Raw genomic sequence first — 20531 nt, forward strand, 5'->3', positions numbered from 1 at the left:
AAGGGGTGCATCATGGCAATCGTTAAATGCAAACCGACTTCCGCGGGCCGCCGTTTTGTGGTCAAGGTGGTCAATCAGGAGCTGCACAAAGGCGCTCCTCATGCTCCACTGCTCGAGAAGAAGTCGAAGACTGGCGGTCGTAACAACAACGGCCGTATCACTACCCGTCATATCGGTGGTGGTCACAAGCAGCATTACCGTCTGGTCGATTTCCGCCGCAACGACAAAGATGGCATTCCTGCCACTGTCGAACGCGTGGAATATGACCCGAACCGTACCGCGCACATCGCCCTGCTGAAATATGCAGATGGTGAGCGTCGTTACATCATCGCACCGAAAGGTGTGAGCGCCGGCGATCAGCTGGTTGCAGGTTCGATGGCGCCGATCAAGGCTGGTAACAGCCTGCCGCTGCGTAACATTCCGGTTGGTTCGACCGTTCACGGTATCGAACTGAAGCCGGGCAAGGGTGCTCAAATCGCTCGTTCCGCTGGTGCTTCGGCTCAGCTGATCGCTCGTGAAGGCGTCTACGTCACCCTGCGTCTGCGCAGTGGTGAAATGCGTAAAGTGCTGGCCGAATGCCGCGCGACCCTGGGTGAAGTCTCGAACTCCGAGCACAGCCTGCGTTCGCTGGGTAAAGCTGGTGCCAAACGCTGGCGTGGCGTTCGCCCGACCGTTCGTGGTGTTGCCATGAACCCGGTCGACCACCCACACGGTGGTGGTGAAGGTCGTACCTCTGGTGGTCGTCATCCGGTGTCTCCATGGGGCTTCCCGACTAAGGGCGCGAAGACTCGTGGTAACAAACGCACCGACAATATGATCGTCCGTCGTCGCAAGTAACTAGAGGGATACGACAGTGCCACGTTCTCTGAAAAAAGGTCCTTTTATCGATCTTCACCTACTGAAGAAGGTCGAAGTGGCAGCAGAAAAGAACGATCGCAAGCCGGTGAAAACCTGGTCGCGCCGTTCCATGATTCTGCCGCAGATGGTCGGTCTGACCATCGCCGTGCATAACGGTCGCCAGCACGTCCCCGTTCTCGTGAACGAAGACATGGTCGGCCACAAACTGGGCGAATTTGCCGGTACCCGTACCTATCGTGGGCACGTGGCTGACAAGAAAGCCAAGCGTTAAGGGGTAAGGAAATGGAAGTAGCCGCTAAGTTGTCGGGCGCTCGCATCTCCGCCCAGAAAGCCCGCTTGGTCGCCGACCAGATTCGCGGGAAGAAGGTGGGCGAAGCGCTCAACCTGCTGGCTTTCAGCAGTAAGAAAGCCGCTGAAATCATCAAGAAAGTGCTGGAGTCGGCTGTAGCCAACGCCGAGCACAACGAAGGCGCAGACGTTGATGACCTGAAGGTCAGCACCGTTTTCGTCAACGAGGGGCGTTCGCTGAAGCGAATCATGCCGCGTGCCAAAGGCCGCGCTGATCGCATCGTCAAGCGGTCTTGCCATATCACTGTCAAGGTTGCGGACAAGTAACGGAGTCGATCAGATGGGTCAGAAAGTACATCCCACTGGCATTCGCCTGGGAATCGTCAAGGATCACACCTCCGTCTGGTATGCAGACGGCCGGACTTATGCGGACTATCTGTTCGCTGATCTGAAGGTGCGTGAGTATCTCCTCGACAAACTAAAAAGCGCGTCCGTAAGCCGTGTCGAGATTGCTCGTCCGGCTCAAACCGCACGCATCACCATCCACACCGCTCGTCCAGGTATCGTTATCGGGAAGAAAGGTGAAGATGTTGAGAAGCTGCGTCAGGACCTGACCAAGCAAATGGGTGTGCCTGTGCACATCAACATCGAAGAGATCCGCAAGCCGGAGCTCGACGGTATGCTGGTTGCGCAGAGCGTAGCTCAGCAGCTGGAGCGTCGTGTGATGTTCCGTCGCGCCATGAAGCGCGCTGTACAGAACGCCATGCGTATTGGTGCCAAGGGCATCAAAATCCAAGTGAGCGGTCGTCTCGGCGGTGCGGAAATCGCACGTACCGAATGGTATCGCGAAGGTCGTGTGCCGTTGCACACCCTGCGTGCCGATATCGACTATGCCACGTACGAAGCGCACACCACCTACGGTGTGATCGGTGTCAAGGTTTGGATCTTCAAGGGTGAGGTCATTGGTGGCCGCCATGAAGAACTGAAGCCGCAAGCACCTGCGCCTCGTAAAAAAGCTGCTAAGTAAGGGGTACGCCAAATGTTGCAACCAAAGCGTACGAAGTTCCGCAAGCAGATGACCGGCCACAACCGTGGTCTGGCTCAGCGCGGTAGCAAAGTCAGCTTCGGCGAATTCGCGCTGAAGTCTGTTGCCCGCGGTCGTCTCACCGCCCGCCAGATCGAGTCCGCTCGTCGTGCTCTGACTCGTCACGTTAAGCGTGGCGGGAAAATCTGGATTCGCGTGTTCCCTGACAAGCCTGTTACCAAGAAGCCTCTCGAAGTGCGGATGGGTAAAGGGAAGGGTAGCGTTGAATATTGGGTAGCCCAGATCCAGCCAGGCAAAGTCCTGTACGAGATCGAAGGCGTTTCCGAAGAGTTGGCGCGTGAGGCTTTCGCCCTGGCTGCTGCAAAGCTGCCGCTCGCCACCACTTTTGTTAAGCGGACGGTGATGTGATGAAAGCGAATGAACTTCGTGAAAAATCAGCACAGCAGCTGAACGAGCAACTGCTCGGCCTGCTGCGCGACCAGTTCAATCTGCGCATGCAGAAAGCAACTGGCCAGTTGGGGCAGTCTCACCTGCTCTCGCAAGTTAAGCGCGACATCGCTCGTGTGAAAACTGTGCTCAACCAGCAGGCAGGTAAGTGATCATGGCTGAAGCCGAAAAAACAGTCCGTACGCTGACCGGCCGTGTCGTCAGCGACAAGATGGACAAGACCATCACCGTATTGATCGAGCGTCGTGTCAAGCACCCGATCTACGGCAAATATGTCAAGCGTTCGACCAAGCTGCACGCGCACGACGAAAGCAACCAATGCAAAATCGGCGACAAGGTTTCGATTACCGAAACTCGTCCGCTGGCCAAGACCAAGTCTTGGGCGCTGGTTGAAGTTCTCGAACGCGCAGTGGAAGTCTAAGGGCTAGGGGTCGGAGAAATTATATGATTCAGACTCAATCCATGCTCGATGTGGCCGACAACAGTGGTGCACGCCGCGTCATGTGCATCAAGGTGCTGGGTGGCTCGCATCGCCGCTACGCTGGCATCGGCGACATCATCAAGGTCACCGTCAAGGAAGCAATTCCGCGCGGCAAAGTGAAGAAAGGTCAGGTCATGACCGCAGTGGTCGTTCGCACCCGTCACGGCGTTCGCCGTGCCGACGGTTCGATCATCCGCTTCGACGGCAACGCTGCTGTTCTGCTGAACAACAAGCAAGAGCCGATCGGTACCCGTATCTTCGGGCCAGTGACCCGTGAACTTCGTACTGAGAAGTTCATGAAGATCGTCTCGCTCGCCCCTGAAGTGCTTTAAGGAGATCCGACATGCAAAAGATTCGTCGTGACGACGAGATCATCGTGATCGCCGGCAAAGACAAAGGTAAGCGCGGTAAGGTGCTCAAGGTTCTCGCTGACGACCGTCTGGTCGTCGGTGGCATCAACCTGGTGAAGCGTCATACCAAGCCGAACCCGATGTCGGGCGTTCAAGGCGGTATCGTCGAGAAAGAAGCGCCTCTGCACGCTTCCAACGTTGCCATTTTCAATGGCGAAACCAACAAGGCTGACCGCGTTGGTTTCAAGGTTGAAGACGGCAAGAAAATTCGTGTCTTCAAGTCCACCCAGAAGCCGGTTGGCGCTTGAGAATCATAGGTAAAACACCATGGCACGACTGAAAGAGATTTACCGGAAGGAAATCGCGCCCAAGCTGAAGGAAGAACTGAAGCTGGGTAACGTGATGGAAGTTCCACGCATCACCAAGATCACCCTGAACATGGGCCTGGGCGAAGCGATCGGTGACAAGAAAATCATCGAAAACGCAGTTGCCGACCTCGAGAAGATTACCGGTCAGAAAGTCATTGTGACTTATGCTCGTAAATCGATCGCAGGTTTCAAGGTTCGTGAGGGCTGGCCGATCGGCGTCAAGGTCACTCTGCGTCGCGAGCGTATGTACGAGTTCCTGGATCGTCTGCTGTCCATCTCCCTGCCGCGCGTGCGTGACTTCCGCGGCCTGAATGCCAAGTCCTTCGATGGTCGTGGCAACTACAGCATGGGCGTGAAAGAGCAGATCATCTTCCCGGAAATCGATTACGACAAGATCGATGCACTGCGTGGTCTGGACATCACTCTGACCACTACTGCCCGTACGGATGACGAAGGCCGCGCTCTGCTGCGTGCTTTCAAATTCCCGTTCCGCAACTGATTGGAGTAGGAACATGGCCAAGACGAGCATGAAAAACCGCGAGCTGAAGCGTCAGCGCACGGTTGCCAAGTACGCCAAAAAGCGTGCCGAGCTGAAAGCTACCATCGTCAATCCGGAAACCTCTCCGGAAGCGCGTTGGGAAGCCCAGGTCGCCCTGCAGAAGCAACCCCGTGATGCCAGCGCCTCGCGCCTGCGCAACCGCTGCCGTATCACCGGCCGCCCGCACGGTGTCTTCCGCAAGTTCGGTCTGTCGCGCATCAAGCTGCGTGAAGCAGCCATGCGTGGCGACGTACCAGGTCTGGTTAAAGCCAGCTGGTAAGCCGCTGCGGTAAACGCCGGAGTTAGCTCCGGCGGACAAGCAAAATGAATCAAGCCCCTTTTGGGGCTTGATTCATTTTTGATCAGTCTCTAGAATGCCCGGCTCGCCTGAGCCCGGATTTTCGTGAGCTCTGGTGATTCTTAGCCGAAAGGCTAATTCTTTTTGTATCAGGAGCGTCTAGCCCATGAGTATGCAGGACCCGTTAGCGGACATGCTAACTCGTATCCGTAATGCCCAGATGGCTGAAAAGTCCGTCGTAAGCATGCCTTCTTCTACCCTGAAGGTGGCTGTAGCCAAAGTTCTGAAAGACGAAGGTTATATTGCGGGTTATCAGATCAGCGGCGAAGCAAAGCCGCAGCTGTCCATCGAGCTGAAATACTTCGAAGGCCGTCCGGTTATCGAAGAAGTCAAGCGCGTCAGCCGTCCCGGCCTTCGCCAGTACAAATCCGTCGATGATCTGCCGAAAGTTCGCGGCGGTCTCGGTGTTTCCATCGTCTCCACCAACAAAGGTGTGATGACGGACCGCGCTGCGCGCGCTGCCGGTGTCGGCGGCGAAGTGCTTTGCACTGTGTTCTAAGGGGGGATAAGCATGTCTCGCGTTGCTAAGAACCCCGTCAAGCTGCCTGCTGGTGTAGAGATCAAACTCGCCGGTCAGCAGCTTTCGGTGAAGGGTGCCAAGGGCACTCTGGAACTGAACGTTCACTCGTCCGTTGAAGTTCTGCAGGAATCCGGTGAGCTGCGTTTCGCTGCTCGCAATGGCGACCAGCAGACTCGTGCGATGGCCGGTACTACCCGTGCACTGGTTAACAACATGGTCATCGGCGTAAGCCAAGGCTTCGAGCGCAAGCTCCAGCTGGTCGGTGTTGGTTACAAGGCACAGGCCAAGGGCCAGGTTCTCAATCTGGCGTTGGGCTTCTCTCACCCTATCGACTATCAACTGCCGGAAGGCGTTGTGGCCGAAACCCCGAACCAGACCGAGATCCTCATCAAGGGTGTCGACAAGCAGCTGGTTGGTCAGGTTGCCGCGGAGATTCGTGACTTCCGCCGTCCTGAACCTTACAAGGGCAAAGGTGTTCGTTACGCTGACGAAGTCGTCCGCCGTAAAGAAGCCAAGAAGAAGTAAGGGGCTAGGAAATGACCGACAAAAAAGTTACTCGTCTGCGTCGCGCTCGCAAAGCACGCCTGAAAATGCACGAGCTCGAAGCCGTGCGTCTCTGCGTGTATCGCTCTTCGCAGCATATCTATGCCCAGGTCATCTCGGCCGACGGCAGCAAGGTTCTGGCCAGCGCCTCTACCTTGGACAAAGCACTGCGTGACGGCGCCACCGGCAACGTCGACGCGGCCAAGAAAGTTGGTGAGCTGGTTGCCGAGCGTGCGAAAGCCGCTGGTGTGACTCAGGTTGCATTCGACCGTTCTGGCTTCAAGTACCACGGCCGCGTCAAGGCGCTGGCTGATGCTGCTCGTGAAGGCGGGCTGGAGTTCTAAGTTATGGCAAATAACGACCAAAAGCGCGACGAAGGCTATATCGAGAAGCTGGTTCAAGTGAACCGCGTTGCCAAGACCGTTAAAGGCGGCCGTATCTTCACCTTCACCGCGTTGACCGTGGTGGGTGATGGCAAGGGCCGTGTAGGTTTTGGCCGTGGCAAGTCTCGTGAAGTGCCGGCTGCCATCCAGAAGGCTATGGAAGCTGCTCGTCGCAACATGATCCAAGTTGATCTGAACGGCACCACTCTGCAGTACGCAATGAAGTCCGCCCATGGCGCTTCCAAGGTGTACATGCAGCCTGCTTCCGAAGGTACCGGCATCATCGCTGGTGGCGCCATGCGTGCCGTCCTTGAAGTCGCTGGTGTTCAGAACGTTCTGGCCAAGTGCTACGGCTCTACCAACCCAGTGAACGTGGTTCATGCCACTTTCAAAGGTCTGAAGGCTATGCAGTCTCCGGATTCGGTTGCAGCCAAGCGTGGCAAGAGTGTCGAGGAGATTCTCTAACCATGGCTAACACCGTCAAAGTGACTCTGATCAAGAGCACCAATGGCCGTCTGGCCAATCACAAAGCCTGTGTCAAGGGCCTCGGCCTGCGTCGCATCAATCATACCGTCGAAGTTCTGGATACTCCGGAAAACCGCGGCATGATCAACAAGGCTTATTACCTTCTCCGTGTGGAGGGTTGATCCATGTACCTGAACGATTTGAGTCCAGCGCCGGGTTCCCGCCGCGAGAAGCACCGTCCGGGCCGTGGTATCGGTAGTGGTTTGGGCAAGACCGGTGGCCGCGGCCACAAAGGTCAGACCTCCCGCTCCGGTGGCACCATTGCTCCGGGTTTCGAAGGCGGCCAGCAGCCTCTGCACCGTCGTCTTCCCAAGTTCGGTTTCGTGTCTCTGAAAGCTATGGATCGCGCAGAAGTGCGTACTTCCGAGCTGAACAAGATCGAAGGCGACGTAGTTACTCTGCAAGCGCTGAAGGATGCCAACCTGATTAATCAAAACGTACAGCGTGTGAAAGTCATGCTGTCCGGTGAGATTACTCGTGCGGTCACCCTTAAAGGTATCGCCGCCACCAAAGGTGCGCGCGCGGCTATCGAAGCAGCTGGCGGTAAGTTCGAGGAATAAATGGCTAAGCAAGGTGCTCTCTCTGCGCTGGCTGGTGGCGGGTTGTCCGAGCTCTGGGCTCGTCTGCGCTTTCTGTTCATGGCGATCATCGTCTATCGAATCGGTGCGCATATCCCAGTTCCAGGCATAAACCCGGATCGTCTAGCTGATCTGTTCCGACAGAATGAGGGGACCATTCTTAGCTTGTTCAACATGTTTTCCGGCGGCGCGCTGGAGCGGATGAGCATCTTTGCACTGGGGATCATGCCGTACATCTCGGCATCGATCATCATGCAGCTGATGACCGCCGTCAGCCCGCAGCTGGAGCAGTTGAAGAAGGAAGGTGAGGCTGGTCGTCGCAAGATCAGTCAATACACCCGCTACGGCACCTTGGTTCTGGCTTTCGTCCAGGCTATCGGCATGTCCGTTGGTCTGGCGAGTCAGGGCGTAGCGTTCTCGGTCGATTTCGGCTTCCACTTCGTTGCAGTCACCACCTTCGTGGCGGGTGCGATGTTCATGATGTGGTTAGGCGAGCAGATCACCGAGCGCGGTGTTGGCAACGGTATTTCGATGCTGATTTTTGCGGGCATCGTAGCCGGTCTGCCGTCGGCGATCGGGCAGTCTTTCGAGTCTGCTCGGCAGGGCGATATCAATATCTTCGCTCTCATCGCCATCGGTTTGCTGGCAGTAGCGATTATCGGTTTCGTGGTGTTCATTGAGCGTGGTCAGCGTCGCATTGCGGTGCACTACGCCAAGCGTCAGCAGGGCCGTAAGGTCTTCGCGGCGCAGACCAGCCACCTGCCGTTGAAGGTGAACATGGCGGGAGTAATCCCGGCCATTTTCGCCAGCAGCCTTCTGTTGTTCCCGGCCTCGCTGGGTGCCTGGTTTGGTCAGTCCGAAGGTATGGGCTGGCTGCAGGATATTTCACAGGCTATCGCTCCTGGTCAGCCGTTGAACATTTTGCTGTTTAGTGCAGGGATCATTTTCTTCTGCTTCTTCTACACAGCCTTGATGTTCAACCCGAAAGACGTAGCGGAAAACCTGAAGAAGTCCGGTGCCTTTATTCCGGGTATCCGTCCCGGTGAGCAGTCCGCGCGCTATATCGATGGCGTTCTGACTCGCTTGACCATGTTCGGTGCTCTGTACATGACGGCCGTATGCTTGTTGCCCCAGTTCCTGGTGGTGGCGGCCAACGTACCGTTCTACCTTGGCGGGACCTCGTTGCTGATCGTGGTAGTGGTTGTGATGGACTTCATGTCCCAAGTACAATCGCACCTCGTTTCGCACCAGTACGAATCCCTGATGAAGAAAGCCAACCTGAAGGGCTACGGCAGCGGCATGCTCCGCTGAAGTGTCCATAAGGTTCGAGGAGTTGGTGATGAAAGTTCGTGCATCGGTGAAAAAGCTGTGCCGTAACTGCAAAATTATTCGCCGTGAAGGTGTTGTGCGAGTGATTTGCAGCGCGGAACCGCGTCACAAACAGCGCCAAGGCTGAGTGTGATCGAAGCTATAAGCCCGGCAGCTAGTGCGCTGCCGGGTTGATTATTTGTTTCTACAGCGATAATATCTCGCGCCCCATTTCTTGGCTTCCGGGGCGTAGGTAGCTGTCAATTGGAGTTCCACTGAATGGCCCGTATTGCAGGCGTTAACATTCCGGATAACAAGCACGCTGTTATCTCGCTGACCTACATCTTTGGTGTCGGTCGCACCACCGCACAGAAAATCTGTGCAGCTACCGGTGTAAACCCGGCAGCAAAGATCAAGGATCTCTCTGACGAGCAGATCGAGCAGCTGCGTGGTGAAGTCGCCAAGGTGAATACCGAAGGTGATCTGCGCCGTGAAGTGAACATGAAAATCAAGCGCTTGATGGATCTGGGCTGCTACCGCGGTCTGCGTCATCGTCGCGGCCTCCCGGTTCGCGGTCAGCGTACCAAGACCAACGCGCGCACCCGTAAGGGCCCGCGTAAGCCGATCCGCAAGTAATCGCGTTCGCGAATCGACAGGAATTTAGTCATGGCAAAACCTGCTGCTCGTACTCGTAAGAAAGTCAAGAAGACGGTGGTTGATGGCATCGCCCACATCCACGCTTCTTTCAACAACACCATCGTGACCATCACCGACCGTCAAGGTAACGCCCTGTCCTGGGCAACCTCCGGTGGTTCGGGTTTCCGCGGTTCTCGCAAGTCCACCCCGTTCGCTGCCCAGGTGGCTGCTGAGCGTGCTGGTCAAGCTGCGCTGGAATACGGCCTGAAGAACCTCGACGTGAACGTCAAGGGCCCAGGTCCGGGTCGTGAGTCCGCAGTCCGTGCTCTTAACGGTTGCGGTTACAAGATCGCCAGCATCACCGATGTGACGCCTATCCCGCATAACGGGTGCCGTCCTTCGAAGAAGCGTCGCGTGTAATCAGGAGACAGTGAGAAATGGCTCGTTACATTGGTCCCAAATGCAAACTGTCTCGTCGTGAAGGCACTGATCTTTTCCTGAAAAGCGGTGTTCGCGCTCTGGAATCGAAGTGCAACCTCGAAGCAGCCCCAGGTATTCACGGCCAGCGCCGTGGCCGTCAGTCCGACTACGGCACCCAGCTGCGTGAGAAGCAAAAAGTTCGTCGTATCTACGGCGTGCTCGAGCGTCAATTCAGCGGTTACTACAAAGAAGCTGCCGGCAAGAAAGGCGCTACTGGTGAGAACCTGCTGCAACTGCTCGAATGCCGTCTGGATAACGTTGTTTACCGTATGGGCTACGGCGCTACCCGCGCTGAATCCCGTCAGCTGGTTTCGCACAAAGCGATCAGCGTAAACGGCAAAACTGTAAACGTACCGTCCTACCAGGTTAAAGCTGGCGACGTGGTTGCAGTACGCGAGAAGTCGAAGAATCAGCTGCGCATCGTTCAGGCTCTTGAGCTGTGTGCTCAGCGTGGCCGTGTTGAGTGGGTAGATGTAGACACCGAGAAAAAGTCTGGCGTGTTCAAAAGCGTCCCGGCTCGTGGTGATCTCTCCGCTGACATCAACGAAAGCCTGATTGTCGAGCTCTACTCCAAGTAAGGGCTAGAAAATAGGTGCATCCATGCAGATTTCGGTAAATGAGTTCCTGACCCCCCGCCATATCGATGTGCAGGTGGTCAGTCCGACCCGCGCCAAGATCACTCTCGAGCCTCTCGAGCGTGGTTTCGGCCATACCCTGGGCAACGCGCTGCGTCGCATCCTGTTGTCCTCCATGCCTGGCTGTGCAGTAGTCGAGGCCGAGATTGATGGTGTACTCCATGAGTACAGCGCCATCGAAGGTATTCAGGAAGACGTAATTGAAATCCTGCTCAACCTTAAAGGTCTGGCAATCAAGCTGCACGGTCGAGACGAAGTTACACTGACTCTGGCGAAGAAGGGCTCTGGCGTCGTAACCGCTGCCGATATTCAGCTGGATCATGATGTTGAAATCGTCAACGGCGACCACGTTATCGCCAACCTGGCCTCCAATGGCGCGCTGAACATGAAGCTCGTAGTAGCTCGTGGTCGCGGCTATGAGCCAGCTGATTCGCGCCAGAGTGATGAAGACGAGAGCCGCAGCATTGGTCGCTTGCAGCTCGATTCTTCCTTCAGCCCGGTGCGTCGCGTGTCGTACGTGGTGGAAAACGCTCGTGTTGAGCAGCGTACCAACCTGGACAAGCTGGTTATCGACCTCGAAACCAACGGTACCCTGGATCCTGAAGAGGCTATCCGTCGTGCTGCAACCATCCTGCAACAGCAGTTGGCTGCATTCGTCGACCTCAAAGGTGACAGCGAGCCTGTTGTAATCGAACAGGAAGACGAGATCGATCCGATCCTGCTCCGTCCGGTTGATGATCTGGAACTGACCGTTCGTTCGGCCAACTGCCTCAAGGCAGAAAACATCTACTACATCGGTGACCTGATTCAGCGCACCGAAGTAGAGCTGTTGAAAACGCCGAACCTGGGCAAGAAGTCCCTGACTGAAATCAAGGACGTTCTGGCTTCCCGTGGTCTGTCCCTCGGTATGCGCCTCGACAACTGGCCGCCGGCAAGTCTGAAGAAAGACGATAAGGCGACTGCCTGATCGTCATCATCACCGAACGTGAAGTTTGGTAAGGAATTGAACCATGCGTCATCGTAAAAGTGGCCGTCACCTCAGCCGCACCAGCGCTCACCGCAAGGCCATGTTTCAAAACATGGCGGTATCGCTGTTCGAGCATGAGCTGATCAAAACTACTCTGCCGAAAGCCAAGGAACTGCGCCGCGTTGCCGAGCCGCTGATCACCCTGGCTAAAGAAGACAGCGTTGCCAACCGTCGTCTGGCTTTCGACCGTACTCGTTCGAAAGCTATCGTTGGCAAACTGTTCAACGATCTGGGCAAGCGCTACGCCACCCGTCAGGGCGGTTACCTGCGTATCCTCAAGTGCGGCTTCCGCGCTGGCGACAATGCCCCGATGGCTTATGTTGAGCTGGTCGACCGTCCGGTCGGTGGCGCAGTAGAAGCTGCCGAGTAAGGCATCGTTGCAAGAAGAACCGGGCTCACGCCCGGTTTTTTTATGCCTTTTATTTAGTAAAAATCTATCGGTATGTAAGTTCTTATTTATTTGTCCGTTCTCCGTATCTCATCAATACTCAAAGCCAATCCCGCTTAGTCGGGAATGATCAGGCCTGGTTAAGGAGATAGAAAATGAGCGAGAAGACCGAAGGCAAATGCCCTTTCTCGGGGGGCGCCTCTGAGGCGACGCCGAAGCATACTGCTGGCGGCGGGACGAGCAACCGAGACTGGTGGCCGAACCAACTGCGCGTCGACCTGTTGCACCAGCATTCCTCCAAGTCCAACCCGTTGGGCGAGACTTTCAGCTATGCCGAAGCCTTTCAGTCGCTGGATTACGAGGCGCTGAAAAAGGATCTGCGTGCCTTGATGACCGATTCGCAGGACTGGTGGCCGGCCGACTTCGGCCACTATGGCCCGCAATTCATCCGCATGTCCTGGCACGCTGCAGGCACCTACCGTACCGGCGATGGTCGCGGCGGCGCCGGGCGTGGGCAGCAGCGTTTCGCGCCGCTCAACAGCTGGCCGGACAACGTCAATATCGACAAGTCGCGCCGCCTGCTGTGGCCGATCAAGCAGAAGTATGGCCAGAAGATTTCCTGGGCCGATCTACTGGTGCTCACCGGCAACGTCGCTCTGGAGACCATGGGCTTCCGGACTTTCGGCTTCGCTGGCGGACGCGAGGACACCTGGGAACCGGATCAGGACGTCTACTGGGGCACCGAGAAAACCTGGCTGGGTGGCGATACGCGCTATGGCAAGGGGGCGGCCGGCAGTGATGACGATACGGGCGTGATCGTGGCCGACGAAGAACTGCATGGCCAGGAGCAGGATCGCACCGACAACCAGGGTCGCAACCTGGAAAACCCGCTCGCTGCCGTGCAGATGGGGCTGATCTACGTCAACCCCGAAGGCCCTGAGGGCAACCCCGATCCGCTCGCGGCGGCCCATGACATCCGCGAGACTTTCGCCCGCATGGCCATGAACGACGAGGAGACCGTCGCGCTGATCGCCGGCGGCCATACCTTCGGCAAGACCCATGGCGCCGGGCCGGCGGACAACGTCGGCGCCGAGCCCGAGGCCGCTGGTCTCGAGGAACAGGGCCTGGGCTGGAGCAGCTCATTCGGCAGCGGCAAGGCCGGCGATGCGATCACCAGCGGTCTGGAAGTGACCTGGACGACCACACCTGCGCAGTGGAGCAACAACTTCTTCGAGAACCTGTTCAAGTTCGAGTGGGAACTGACCAAGAGCCCGGCGGGTGCGCACCAGTGGGTAGCCAAGGGCGCCGAGGCCATCATTCCCGATGCGCACGACCCGTCGAAGAAGCGTTTGCCGACGATGTTGACCACCGACCTGTCGCTGCGTTTCGACCCCGCCTACGAGAAGATCTCGCGGCGTTTCCTGGATAACCCGCAGGCATTCGCCGAGGCATTCGCCCGCGCCTGGTTCAAGCTGACCCACCGCGACCTCGGTCCGAAGTCGCGCTACCTGGGGCCGGAAGTACCGAAGGAAGACCTGCTCTGGCAAGACCCGCTGCCGGCCATCCACCATCCCTTGATCGACGAGGCGGATGTCGCCGCGCTCAAGGCTCGGGTGCTGGCCTCCGGTCTGTCGGTATCCGAGTTGGTTGGCACGGCCTGGGCTTCGGCTTCCACCTTCCGTGGATCCGACAAGCGCGGCGGGGCCAACGGCGCACGTCTGCGCCTGGCGCCGCAGAAGGACTGGGCCGCCAACCAGCCCGAGCAATTGGCCAGGGTTCTGGCGGTGCTCGAGGGTATCCGTGGCGAGTTCAACCGCACCGCCATCGGCGGCAAGCAGGTAACCTTGGCCGATCTGATCGTGCTGGCCGGTAATGCCGGCATCGAGCAGGCCGCCAGGAATGCCGGCCACGCGGTAAGCGTACCGTTCTCGCCTGGTCGGGCCGATGCCTCGCAGGAGCAGACCGATGTCGACTCCTTCGCTGTGCTCGAGCCGATCGCCGACGGCTTCCGCAATTACCTCAAGGGCCGCTACAGCGTGCCGGCCGAGGCGTTGCTGATCGACAAGGCGCAGTTGCTGACCTTGACCGCGCCGGAGCTGACGGTGCTGATCGGTGGCCTGCGTGCGATCAATATCAACGTGGGCCAGGCTGGTCATGGAGTGTTCACCGACAGGCCGGGAGCGCTGAGCAACGACTTCTTCGTCAACCTGCTCGACATGGGCACGGCGTGGAAGGCAGTGCCGGGCGACGACAACCTGTACGAAGGGCGTGACCGCAAGAGCGGTGAGCTCAAGTGGATCGGCACCCGTGTCGATCTGGTGTTCGGTTCCAACGCCATCCTGCGCGCCCAGGCCGAGGTCTATGCCAGCGCCGACGCTCGGTTCATCGAGGACTTCGTGGCGGCCTGGACCAAGGTGATGAACCTCGACCGCTTCGATCTCGCCTGACTGCTGGCCGGGCGCTTGCGCCCGGTCTGTCGAGTCGATGCAGCCAGCGCCTCCTTAATGGAGGCGTTGTGCTTTTTACTTGACCGAAACGGATGTCGGGCGGAGCATTCGTCCATTCCATCGGGTGCAGCAAGGATTCCCAGGCATGAAGGGCCACATCGAAGTCATCGACTACCTCAAAACCCTGTTGAAGGGCGAACTGGCCGCGCGCGACCAGTACTTCATTCATTCGCGACTCTATGAGGATTGGGGCTTCAGCAAGCTCTACGAGCGCATCAATCACGAGATGGAAGAAGAGACGCAGCACGCTGACGCTTTGCTCAAACGGATCATCTTCCTCGAAGGCGTGCCGGATATGGTGCCCGACGCCTTCACCTTCGGCCAAACCGTGCCTGACGCACTCAAGCTGGATCTGGCGCTGGAGTATCAGGTGCGTGCGGCGCTCAGCAAAGGCATCGAGCTGTGCGAGCGTCATCAGGATTACCAGAGCCGCGATATCCTGCTGCTGCAGCTCAAGGATACCGAGGAAGATCACGCCTACTGGCTGGAAATTCAGCTGCAACTGATCGGCAAGCTGGGCCTGGAGAAATACCTGCAGGGCCAGATGTAAGCGGCAAGCTTCAAGCCACAAGAAAAAGCCAGAGCGGAGGTGATCCGCTCTGGCTTTTGCTTTTTCTTCTACTTGCCGCTTGGAGCTTGCGGCTTGTCGCTGTCTCTTTCCAGCAACGGCTTGAGGAAATGCCCGGTGTGCGATTGCGCCATCTCGGCGACCTCCTCGGGTGTGCCGACGGCGATGATCTGGCCGCCCTTGGAGCCGCCTTCGGGGCCCAGATCCACCAGCCAGTCGGCGGTCTTGATCACGTCCAGGTTGTGCTCGATCACCACCACGGTGTTGCCGTGGTCGCGCAGGCGGTGCAGCACGTCGAGCAATTGCTGGATATCGGCGAAGTGCAGGCCGGTGGTCGGTTCGTCGAGTATGTACAGGGTCTTGCCGGTGTCACGCTTGGACAGCTCGCGTGACAGCTTGACCCGCTGCGCCTCGCCCCCGGAAAGGGTGGTCGCCGACTGCCCGAGCTTGATATACGAAAGCCCCACGTCCATCAACGTCTGCAGCTTGCGCGCCAGGGCCGGCACGGCGTCGAAGAAACCGCGGGCGTCCTCGATGGTCATCTCCAGCACTTCGTGGATGTTCTTGCCCTTGTACTTGATCTCCAGGGTCTCACGGTTGTAACGCTTGCTCTTGCACACGTCGCAAGGCACGTAGATATCCGGCAGGAAGTGCATCTCCACCTTGATCAGACCGTCGCCCTGGCACGCCTCGCAGCGACCGCCCTTGACGTTGAACGAGAAGCGGCCCGGGCCGTAACCCCGCGATCGAGACTCGGGTACGCCAGCGAACAGCTCACGAATCGGCGTGAACAAACCGGTGTAGGTTGCCGGGTTGGAGCGCGGTGTACGACCGATCGGGCTCTGGTCGATATCCACCACCTTGTCCAGGTGCTGCAGGCCGTCGATGCTGTCGTGGACGGCGGCTTCCAGTGTGGTGGCGCCGTTCAGGGCGGTGGCGCTGAGCGGGAACAGGGTGTTGTTGATCAGCGTCGACTTGCCCGAGCCGGACACGCCGGTCACGCAGGTCAGCAGGCCGATGGGAATATCCAGGTTGACGTTCTGCAGGTTGTTGCCACGGGCGCCCTTGATCTTCAGCGAGAGCTTCTTGTCACGTGGCGTGCGTTTGGCCGGTACCTTGATCTTCAATCGGCCGGACAAGTATTTGCCGGTAACCGAGTCCGGGTGAGCCATGACTTCGGCCGCCGTGCCTTCGGCGACGATCTGGCCGCCATGCACGCCGGCGCCCGGGCCGATATCGACCACGTAGTCGGCCATGCGGATGGCGTCCTCGTCGTGCTCGACCACGATCACCGTGTTGCCGATGTCGCGCAGGTGGCGCAGGGTGCCGAGCAGGCGCTCGTTGTCGCGCTGGTGCAGGCCGATGGAGGGTTCGTCGAGGATGTACATGACGCCCACCAGGCCAGCGCCGATCTGGCTGGCCAGACGGATACGTTGCGCTTCGCCGCCGGACAGGGTGTCGGCGCTGCGATCCAGGGTCAGGTAATCGAGGCCCACATTGACCAGGAACTGCAGGCGCTCGCAAATTTCCTTGAGGATCTTGCTGGCGATCTCGCCACGACGGCCTTCCAGGGTCAGGCCACCGAAGTAGTCACTGGCCGAACCGATCGGCATGCCGGTGACTGCCGGCAGGGTCTTCTCACCGACCCATACGTGACGGGCCTCGCGACGCAGGCGAGTGCCGCGGCAGTCGGGGCACGGCTGGGTGCTGAGGAACTTGGCCAGTTCTTCGCGGACACTGGCCGACTCGGTTTCGCGGTAGCGGCGCTCGAGGTTGGGCACGATGCCTTCGAACGGGTGCGAACGCTTGACGATATCGCCGCGGTCATTGAGGTATTTGAAGTCGACGTTCTGTGAGCCGCTACCACCGAGAATGACCTTCTGGTGGTCGCTGTCCAGCTCGGCGAAGGGCTTGTCCAGGCTGAAGCCGTAATGCGAGGCCAGGGAGCCTAGCATCTGGAAGTAGTAGACGTTGCGTCTGTCCCAGCCGCGTATCGCGCCTTCGGCCAGGGTCAGTTCACCATTGACCAGGCGTTTGGTGTCGAAGAACTGCTTCACGCCTAGGCCGTCGCAGGTCGGGCAGGCGCCGGCCGGGTTGTTGAAGGAGAACAGCTTGGGCTCAAGCTCGCTGATCGAGTGACCGCAGACCGGACAGGCGAAGCGTGCGGAGAAGATGATCTCCTCACCTTCCTCGCCTTCCATGGGGGCGATCAACGCCAGGCCATCGGCCAGCTTGAGGGCAGTCTCGAAGGATTCGGCCAGGCGCTGTTGCAGGTCGCCACGGGCTTTGAAGCGGTCGACCACAGCATCGATGCTGTGCTTCTTCTGCTTGTCGAGTTTCGGCAGTTCGTCCAGCTCGTACAGCTTGCCGTTGACCCGTACCCGTACGAAACCCTGAGCGCGCAACTCATCGAACACCGCGAGGTGCTCGCCTTTGCGCTCGCGAATCACCGGAGCGAGCAGCATCAGCTTGCTGCCTTCAGGCAGGGCGAGTACCTGGTCAACCATCTGGCTGACGGTCTGTGCCTCCAGCGGCAGGTCGTGATCCGGGCAGCGCGGCGTACCGGCGCGGGCATAGAGCAGGCGCAGGTAGTCGTAGATCTCGGTGATGGTGCCGACCGTCGAGCGGGGGTTGTGCGACGTGGATTTCTGCTCGATGGAGATAGCCGGTGACAAACCCTCGATGGTGTCGACGTCGGGTTTTTCCATCATCGACAAGAACTGCCGGGCGTAGGCCGACAGCGATTCGACGTAGCGGCGCTGACCCTCGGCGTACAGGGTGTCGAAGGCCAGGGACGACTTGCCCGAGCCAGACAGGCCGGTAATCACGATCAGCTTGTCGCGCGGTAGGGTCAGGTCGATGTTCTTGAGATTATGGGTGCGGGCACCCCGGATCAGAATCTTGTCCAAAACAGCCTCGCGTGGCGGGCGGATAAACCGCCGAGTATACGGGGGGCGACAGCCCTGCGGCAAAGCGCCGCTGCTGTGCCAGTGGTGTTTCGACTGGTAGAATCGCCGGCTTGTTTCAACAGGTTATCGACGATGCGCGATTCGCACAGCGAACGCATGAGTGGCGCGGAGACTCGGGCAGCCGGTGGGCTGGCACTGGTGTTCGCTTTTCGCATGCTGGGCATGTTCATGGTATTGCCGGTATTGGCTACTTATGGGCAGGAACTCGCGGGTTCAACCCCGGCACTGATCGGGCTGGCCATTGGTGCCTACGGTCTGACCCAGGCCTTTCTGCAGATTCCCTTTGGCGTGCTGTCCGATCGTATCGGCCGGCGTCCGGTGATCTATTTCGGTCTCGTGGTGTTCGCTGCCGGCAGCTTGCTGGCGGCCAATGCCGATTCCATCTGGGGGGTGATCGCCGGTCGCGTGCTGCAGGGCGCCGGGGCGATTTCCGCGGCGGTGATGGCGCTGCTCTCCGACCTGACCCGCGAACAGCACCGTACCAAGGCCATGGCCATGATTGGCATGAGTATCGGCTTGTCCTTCGCCGTGGCCATGGTGGTCGGTCCGCTGCTGACCCGCGCTTTCGGCCTGTCCGGTCTGTTCCTGGCGACGGCGGCCATGGCCCTGCTGGGCATCGTCATCGTTGCCGGTATGGTGCCGTCCAGCGCGGGGCCGTTGCAGCACCGTGAGTCCGGGGTTGCCAGACAGGCGCTGTGGCCGACCCTGCGTCACCCGGATCTGCTGCGCCTGGACTTCGCCATCTTCGCCCTGCATGCCATCCTGATGGCCAGCTTCATTGCCTTGCCCCTGGCGCTGGTGGAGCAGGGCGGGCTGCCCAAGGAGCAGCACTGGTGGGTTTATCTCACCGCACTGCTGGCGGGTTTCTTCGCCATGGTGCCGTTCATCATCTATGGCGAGAAGAAACGCCAGATGCGCCGTGTGCTGATCGGCGCGGTGGTGGTGCTGCTTGGCTGTGAGCTGTACTTCTGGGCATTCGGCCACGACCTGAGCAACCTGGTATTCGGCATCATCGTGTTCTTCACCGCCTTCAATCTGCTCGAGGCCTCATTGCCATCGCTGGTCAGCAAGGTGGCGCCAGCGGGTGGCAAGGGCACGGCCATGGGCGTGTATTCGACCAGCCAGTTCCTCGGCTCGGCCCTGGGCGGCATTCTCGGTGGCTGGCTGTACCAGCACCATGGCCTGGCCGGTGTGTTCGGCGGCTGTGCATTGCTGACGGTTTTTTGGTTGGCCTTTGCTGTTACTATGCGCGAACCGCCGTATGTCACCAGCCTGCGTTTGTCGCTTTCGAGCACGGCATTGCAGGAAGCAGGACTGGCCGAGCGTATTCAGGCAGTGCCCGGAGTGGCGGATGCCGTGGTGGTGGCCGAAGAGGCCGCCATCTATGTCAAAGTGGATACCCAACAATTGGATCGCACGTCGCTGCAGCGCTTGATCGAAGCGGCGCCGGTGACGTGCTGAAAGTAGGAGAGCGTTATGGCCCGTGGGGTTAACAAAGTCATTCTGGTCGGTACCTGCGGACAGGATCCGGAAACGCGCTATCTGCCCAGCGGCAACGCCGTGACCAACCTGAGTCTGGCTACCAGCGAGCAGTGGACGGACAAGCAGACCGGGCAGAAGGTCGAAAAGACCGAGTGGCACCGTGTGTCGTTGTTCGGCAAGGTCGCGGAAATCGCCGGTGAGTATCTGCGCAAAGGTTCCCAGGTTTACATCGAAGGCAAGCTGCAGACCCGCGAGTGGGAAAAGGATGGCGTCAAGCGCTATACCACCGAAATCATCGTCGACATGCAGGGCACCATGCAGCTGCTCGGTGGCCGTCCGGACAATGCCGGTGGTGGCGAGCCGCGCCAGCAGCGTCCAGCGCCACAGCGTGAGCCGCAGCAACAGGCTCCGCGTCAGTCCGCTCCGCAGCAGCAGAAGCCGCAGCCGGCTCAGGACTACGACAGCTTCGATGACGATATCCCCTTCTGATCGTCAGACGTGACAGCAAAAGGCCCCGCAATGCGGGGCCTTTGTCATTCAGCATCCAGGTGGCAAATCAGGCCGGACTGAAAAAGCGTTTACGCAGCAGGCCCTGGCAGATCCACAGCACCAGAGCGATACTGATGCCGAACAGGTTGGCGAGAATGTCCAAGTGGCTGAATTCGCGGCTCGGTTGAAAGTAGTGCTGCAACCATTCCAATAGCGGTGCCTGGATATACAGCAGGCTCCACAGCAGCCAACCTGGTACGGCGGGGAAGGCGATACGGCTGACCAGCGAAAAGCCGGCGAAGGCCAGCAGGTGGAGGAATTTGTCCGATTCCTCGAACAGATCCGGTGGTGGCTCCGGGCGGAACAGGCCGTAGGCGAGCACCGCGCAGCAGGCCAGGAACATCAGCTTTCTCAAATTTTCCGTCCTTTCTTCTTTGTCGATTCGCTCGGCACTATGACCACAGCATTCGGCGCGGGTTGCCCGCGATGCAGGTTGGCTGCTCAGGTGTCCTCGTGCCGCCGGAGCGCGTCAAGGTTATGCGTGGTTGGTGACGCCGCGGGGTAAAAACAGCAAAATGCAGGCCACAGGGCTTAACCGTCCGGGATCTGCCGAGAATATAGCGGCTGGCGCGCCATCGCGCGGTGCGAGCTCAAACCTGATTGTGGAGCCTCTAGTTTCGTTATGCGCATGCGCCTGTTGTTGCTGGGTGGTGGCAGTACGCTGGGTAAGGCGTTGATTCGCCTGGGAGCCGAAGAAGAT

31 protein-coding genes are annotated in these 20531 nt (G+C 58.8%); 28 read left to right on the forward strand and 3 right to left on the reverse strand.

Annotated features, from left to right (window positions below):
* Positions 1-12 precede the first annotated feature (12 nt).
* The 26 genes from rplB to bfr all read left to right on the forward strand — a co-directional run bounded on the left by rplB (position 13) and on the right by bfr (position 14813).
* Complete coding sequence (gene rplB, locus DNK10_RS25125; protein WP_073267839.1) at positions 13-837, forward strand: 50S ribosomal protein L2; 825 nt, start codon at positions 13-15, stop codon at positions 835-837.
* Positions 838-853: 16 nt separating this feature from the next.
* Entirely contained in the window at positions 854-1129 is a 276-nt protein-coding gene (gene rpsS, locus DNK10_RS25130; protein WP_013789761.1) for a 30S ribosomal protein S19, read from the forward strand.
* A gap of 11 nt (positions 1130-1140) precedes the next feature.
* The gene (rplV, locus tag DNK10_RS25135; RefSeq protein ID WP_003210077.1) at positions 1141-1473 is read left to right on the forward strand and encodes a 50S ribosomal protein L22; all 333 of its coding nucleotides are present in this window, start codon (positions 1141-1143) and stop codon (positions 1471-1473) included.
* A gap of 13 nt (positions 1474-1486) precedes the next feature.
* A complete protein-coding gene (gene rpsC / locus DNK10_RS25140; RefSeq protein ID WP_131182240.1) occupies positions 1487-2173 on the forward strand; it encodes a 30S ribosomal protein S3 in 687 nt (228 codons plus the stop codon).
* Positions 2174-2185: 12 nt separating this feature from the next.
* Positions 2186-2599 (forward strand): 50S ribosomal protein L16, encoded by a 414-nt coding sequence (rplP, locus tag DNK10_RS25145; protein WP_042552939.1) that lies wholly within the window; start codon positions 2186-2188, stop codon positions 2597-2599.
* Positions 2599-2790 carry a 50S ribosomal protein L29 gene (rpmC, locus tag DNK10_RS25150; protein ID WP_002555481.1) on the forward strand — a complete coding sequence of 64 codons (192 nt, stop codon included), beginning with the start codon at positions 2599-2601 and terminating at the stop codon, positions 2788-2790. The genes rplP and rpmC overlap by 1 nt, the downstream gene beginning before the upstream one ends.
* Before the next feature lie 2 nt (positions 2791-2792).
* Positions 2793-3059: a 30S ribosomal protein S17 gene (gene rpsQ, locus DNK10_RS25155; protein ID WP_131182239.1), complete on the forward strand. Its 267-nt coding sequence runs from the start codon at positions 2793-2795 to the stop codon at positions 3057-3059.
* Between the two features lie 23 nt (positions 3060-3082).
* Positions 3083-3451, forward strand: coding sequence for a 50S ribosomal protein L14 (gene rplN, locus DNK10_RS25160; protein ID WP_002555479.1), 369 nt, complete (start codon positions 3083-3085; stop codon positions 3449-3451).
* An 11-nt stretch (positions 3452-3462) separates the two neighbouring features.
* Positions 3463-3777 (forward strand): 50S ribosomal protein L24, encoded by a 315-nt coding sequence (gene rplX / locus DNK10_RS25165; protein WP_042552938.1) that lies wholly within the window; start codon positions 3463-3465, stop codon positions 3775-3777.
* Between the two features lie 19 nt (positions 3778-3796).
* Positions 3797-4336, forward strand: a complete 540-nt coding sequence (gene rplE, locus DNK10_RS25170; RefSeq protein ID WP_131182238.1) for a 50S ribosomal protein L5 — start codon at positions 3797-3799, stop codon at positions 4334-4336.
* Between the two features lie 13 nt (positions 4337-4349).
* Positions 4350-4655 (forward strand): 30S ribosomal protein S14, encoded by a 306-nt coding sequence (gene rpsN / locus DNK10_RS25175; RefSeq protein ID WP_042552936.1) that lies wholly within the window; start codon positions 4350-4352, stop codon positions 4653-4655.
* Between the two features lie 184 nt (positions 4656-4839).
* Positions 4840-5232, forward strand: coding sequence for a 30S ribosomal protein S8 (gene rpsH / locus DNK10_RS25180; RefSeq protein WP_013789766.1), 393 nt, complete (start codon positions 4840-4842; stop codon positions 5230-5232).
* Positions 5233-5244: 12 nt separating this feature from the next.
* The gene (gene rplF, locus DNK10_RS25185; protein WP_042552935.1) at positions 5245-5778 is read left to right on the forward strand and encodes a 50S ribosomal protein L6; all 534 of its coding nucleotides are present in this window, start codon (positions 5245-5247) and stop codon (positions 5776-5778) included.
* A gap of 11 nt (positions 5779-5789) precedes the next feature.
* Positions 5790-6140 (forward strand): 50S ribosomal protein L18, encoded by a 351-nt coding sequence (gene rplR, locus DNK10_RS25190; protein WP_003293038.1) that lies wholly within the window; start codon positions 5790-5792, stop codon positions 6138-6140.
* Positions 6141-6143: 3 nt separating this feature from the next.
* Positions 6144-6644: a 30S ribosomal protein S5 gene (gene rpsE, locus DNK10_RS25195; RefSeq protein WP_013789768.1), complete on the forward strand. Its 501-nt coding sequence runs from the start codon at positions 6144-6146 to the stop codon at positions 6642-6644.
* A gap of 2 nt (positions 6645-6646) precedes the next feature.
* On the forward strand, positions 6647-6826 hold the full coding sequence (rpmD, locus tag DNK10_RS25200; protein ID WP_013789769.1) for a 50S ribosomal protein L30: 180 nt from the start codon (positions 6647-6649) through the stop codon (positions 6824-6826).
* A 3-nt stretch (positions 6827-6829) separates the two neighbouring features.
* Positions 6830-7264 (forward strand): 50S ribosomal protein L15, encoded by a 435-nt coding sequence (rplO, locus tag DNK10_RS25205; RefSeq protein ID WP_013789770.1) that lies wholly within the window; start codon positions 6830-6832, stop codon positions 7262-7264.
* Positions 7265-8593: a preprotein translocase subunit SecY gene (gene secY, locus DNK10_RS25210; protein ID WP_013789771.1), complete on the forward strand. Its 1329-nt coding sequence runs from the start codon at positions 7265-7267 to the stop codon at positions 8591-8593.
* A 28-nt stretch (positions 8594-8621) separates the two neighbouring features.
* Complete coding sequence (gene rpmJ, locus DNK10_RS25215; protein WP_002555468.1) at positions 8622-8738, forward strand: 50S ribosomal protein L36; 117 nt, start codon at positions 8622-8624, stop codon at positions 8736-8738.
* A gap of 131 nt (positions 8739-8869) precedes the next feature.
* The gene (gene rpsM / locus DNK10_RS25220) at positions 8870-9226 is read left to right on the forward strand and encodes a 30S ribosomal protein S13 (RefSeq protein WP_131182237.1); all 357 of its coding nucleotides are present in this window, start codon (positions 8870-8872) and stop codon (positions 9224-9226) included.
* Between the two features lie 30 nt (positions 9227-9256).
* Positions 9257-9646, forward strand: coding sequence for a 30S ribosomal protein S11 (gene rpsK, locus DNK10_RS25225; protein WP_013789773.1), 390 nt, complete (start codon positions 9257-9259; stop codon positions 9644-9646).
* A gap of 17 nt (positions 9647-9663) precedes the next feature.
* On the forward strand, positions 9664-10284 hold the full coding sequence (gene rpsD / locus DNK10_RS25230; protein ID WP_070882618.1) for a 30S ribosomal protein S4: 621 nt from the start codon (positions 9664-9666) through the stop codon (positions 10282-10284).
* 22 nt (positions 10285-10306) lie between these two features.
* Positions 10307-11308: a DNA-directed RNA polymerase subunit alpha gene (locus tag DNK10_RS25235; RefSeq protein ID WP_131182235.1), complete on the forward strand. Its 1002-nt coding sequence runs from the start codon at positions 10307-10309 to the stop codon at positions 11306-11308.
* 43 nt (positions 11309-11351) lie between these two features.
* Entirely contained in the window at positions 11352-11738 is a 387-nt protein-coding gene (gene rplQ, locus DNK10_RS25240; protein WP_042552930.1) for a 50S ribosomal protein L17, read from the forward strand.
* Positions 11739-11911: 173 nt separating this feature from the next.
* Positions 11912-14203 carry a catalase/peroxidase HPI gene (gene katG, locus DNK10_RS25245; RefSeq protein ID WP_131193417.1) on the forward strand — a complete coding sequence of 764 codons (2292 nt, stop codon included), beginning with the start codon at positions 11912-11914 and terminating at the stop codon, positions 14201-14203.
* 145 nt (positions 14204-14348) lie between these two features.
* The gene (gene bfr, locus DNK10_RS25250; protein ID WP_131182233.1) at positions 14349-14813 is read left to right on the forward strand and encodes a bacterioferritin; all 465 of its coding nucleotides are present in this window, start codon (positions 14349-14351) and stop codon (positions 14811-14813) included.
* Positions 14814-14881: 68 nt separating this feature from the next.
* Here bfr and uvrA read toward each other — a convergent pair whose 3' ends face one another.
* Complete coding sequence (uvrA, locus tag DNK10_RS25255; RefSeq protein WP_131193418.1) at positions 14882-17740, reverse strand: excinuclease ABC subunit UvrA; 2859 nt, start codon at positions 17738-17740, stop codon at positions 14882-14884.
* A 132-nt stretch (positions 17741-17872) separates the two neighbouring features.
* Here uvrA and DNK10_RS25260 point away from each other — a divergent pair, with 132 nt between their 5' ends.
* Both DNK10_RS25260 and DNK10_RS25265 read left to right on the forward strand, forming a co-directional pair.
* The gene (locus DNK10_RS25260) at positions 17873-19261 is read left to right on the forward strand and encodes an MFS transporter (protein ID WP_131182231.1); all 1389 of its coding nucleotides are present in this window, start codon (positions 17873-17875) and stop codon (positions 19259-19261) included.
* Positions 19262-19276: 15 nt separating this feature from the next.
* The gene (locus DNK10_RS25265) at positions 19277-19771 is read left to right on the forward strand and encodes a single-stranded DNA-binding protein (protein ID WP_131182230.1); all 495 of its coding nucleotides are present in this window, start codon (positions 19277-19279) and stop codon (positions 19769-19771) included.
* A gap of 67 nt (positions 19772-19838) precedes the next feature.
* Here the strand turns inward: DNK10_RS25265 and DNK10_RS25270 are convergent, their stop codons facing one another.
* Complete coding sequence (locus DNK10_RS25270) at positions 19839-20186, reverse strand: VanZ family protein (protein WP_131193419.1); 348 nt, start codon at positions 20184-20186, stop codon at positions 19839-19841.
* A gap of 120 nt (positions 20187-20306) precedes the next feature.
* On the reverse strand, positions 20307-20531 hold a 225-nt coding region (locus DNK10_RS26340), incomplete at its 5' end, for a hypothetical protein (RefSeq protein ID WP_208738870.1).

It is taken from the genome of Phytopseudomonas daroniae (genome assembly GCF_004327275.1).
Classification (GTDB): domain Bacteria; phylum Pseudomonadota; class Gammaproteobacteria; order Pseudomonadales; family Pseudomonadaceae; genus Aquipseudomonas; species Aquipseudomonas daroniae.